Origin of the sequence: Blautia sp. OF09-25XD (assembly GCF_003482095.1) — a bacterium.
GTDB classification, from domain to species: domain Bacteria; phylum Bacillota; class Clostridia; order Lachnospirales; family Lachnospiraceae; genus Fusicatenibacter; species Fusicatenibacter saccharivorans.
This window is the reverse complement of record NZ_QUMG01000041.1, coordinates 1-2,032: the sequence shown is the minus strand read 5'-3', so window position 1 is coordinate 2,032 and position 2,032 is coordinate 1. Positions and strand designations below refer to the sequence as shown.

The 2,032-nt window shown below is 36.2% G+C and carries 2 protein-coding genes; both read right to left on the bottom strand.

Going from position 1 to position 2,032, the window contains the following annotated elements; genetic code table 11:
• Nucleotides 1–187: 187 nt before the first annotated feature.
• A complete protein-coding gene (locus tag DXA93_RS17460) occupies nt 188–1,342 on the bottom strand; it encodes an RNA-guided endonuclease InsQ/TnpB family protein (RefSeq protein ID WP_119208898.1) in 1,155 nt (384 codons plus the stop codon).
• Nucleotides 1,281–1,937, bottom strand: a complete 657-nt coding sequence (locus DXA93_RS17455; RefSeq protein ID WP_199669522.1) for an IS607 family transposase — start codon at nt 1,935–1,937, stop codon at nt 1,281–1,283. The genes DXA93_RS17460 and DXA93_RS17455 overlap by 62 nt, the downstream gene beginning before the upstream one ends.
• Nucleotides 1,938–2,032: the final 95 nt, after the last annotated feature.

Sequence of the window (2,032 nt, the reverse complement as noted above, 5' to 3'; positions counted from 1 at the left end):
CCTGCCACTCAAAATGTGATTAAATATACTTATCACATCGAGATAATGTAAGTTCTCACGAATCTTACTTACTGCTTCAGTGTGTATACTTTTGATTGACCGAAATCATATCTACTCGTAGGTCCATGTACACTCCACAGTCGTTAATTCCCGAAATAGCCTTCGGTACATACTTACATTTGCTTCCTTATGCAATCTTGTAAGTTTTTACGTCCCTCAGATTCAGTGCCGCATTGAAATCCCTGTCTTCGACATAGCCACAATGACATCGAAATGTTCTATCGGAAAGTTTTAAATCTTTCTTGATCGTTCCACAACAATGGCAGATTTTTGATGATGGATACCATCTGTCTGCAACCCGAAGTTCAATGCCATTTTCTTTGCTTTTCGCCTTCAGTTTTATTCTGAATTCGTAAAACTTCTGCGAAGCAACTGCTCTTGAAAGATGTTTGTTCTTCATCATCCCCGATACATTTAAGTCTTCAATCGTTATATAAGATGGTTTGGTTTTTACGATCTCTGCGATTGTCTTATTGATGTAATCCGTACGGATATTGTCTATTTTATGATGAAGTTTTTGTACCTTAAGTTTTTGTTTTTGTATATTCGCTCTTTGAGTGGACTCTCCTTTCTTTAGATTTTCATACTTTCGGGAGAGACATCTCTGTTCCCGAACGAGTCGTTTTTCTAATTTCTTTAATCTTGCTGATTTGTTGATATTCTTATATGTCTTACCATTTGAAACAATGGCAAAATCCTTTAACCCCAGGTCGATGCCGATTCCTTCGTTAGAAAGATCAGCAGTTTTATTATCAGGAATTTCTATAAGAGCCGAAACATAATATCTGCCCGCTTTCATGGAAACATGGCCGCTTTTTATGATATATCCTTCTTTCGTCGTAGGAATGTATCCTTTTTCTTTGATACGAACCCATCCAAGTGATGGAATGTTAACTCGGTGTCTCTCGCAGCGACAATCTTTCGGATTATTCTTTACGAAATACATCTTCACATCTGATCTGCCTTTCTTTTTGAACTTCGGAAAAGCACTTTCATGATTAAAGAATTTTTTAAATGCAGTCTGTCCATGATTTACTGCCTGGGTCACCGCTTTTGAGTATGCTTCCTTAATCCATAAATATTCTGGATGTTGTGGAAGGTATTCATGATTCAGCCAGACTCTGAATTTACTGCTGCTCATGAATTTTTCGCCATTTTGATAAAGTTCTTTGTTATGGGCCAGATAGAAATTATAAATAAATCTACAAGTTCCTATTGTTTTATGAATCCTGACTTTCTGCTCTTCTGTCGGATGGATTTCCGTCCTGAAGCTCTTTAGCAATTTCCTCGTCCCTCTCTATTTGTTTTTTATACTTACGAAGTCCATACAGCCTGCAGGAGAACACATGAAGTATGGAAACAATATCCTGTACAAGTTCTTCCTGTGGTGATAATTCTTCGTTGTTTACCACCACGATCGTTGTGTTGCATTTCATACAGAATTTTTCAAACCAATCATAACCGAATCGGATAAATCTGTCTTTGTGGGTTATGATGATCGTTTTTACTTTCTGTTCCATTACTTCATCTAATAATTTATTCCACTTTTTGCGGTTGTAATTAAGACCACTTCCATACTCTTCGATACATTGGTCTACAATGATTCCCCTAGCATTACAAAACTGTCGTAAAAATGCGACCTGGTTTTGCAAATCGTCTTTTTGATTTTTTGTAGATACTCTGGCATAAATAACTGCCTGACGTTTATCATTTTCGATATTTATGCCTTTGAATTGAAGATATTGGTCATACGTATAATAACGCCTGTCAGTTGGAGTTCGATTTGCTTTTAAAATCCCTTCTCTGTCCCAACGCTGTAACGTTTTAACAGATATCCCTAACAGTTCAGCAAAATCTTTCGGCTTGTAGTTTGTGATATTTGATGTGTTCATAATATGATTCTCCTTTTACATATTTAAACACGTTATATCACATTTGACAATATATTTAGTTACTTATATTTTCCTCCTTT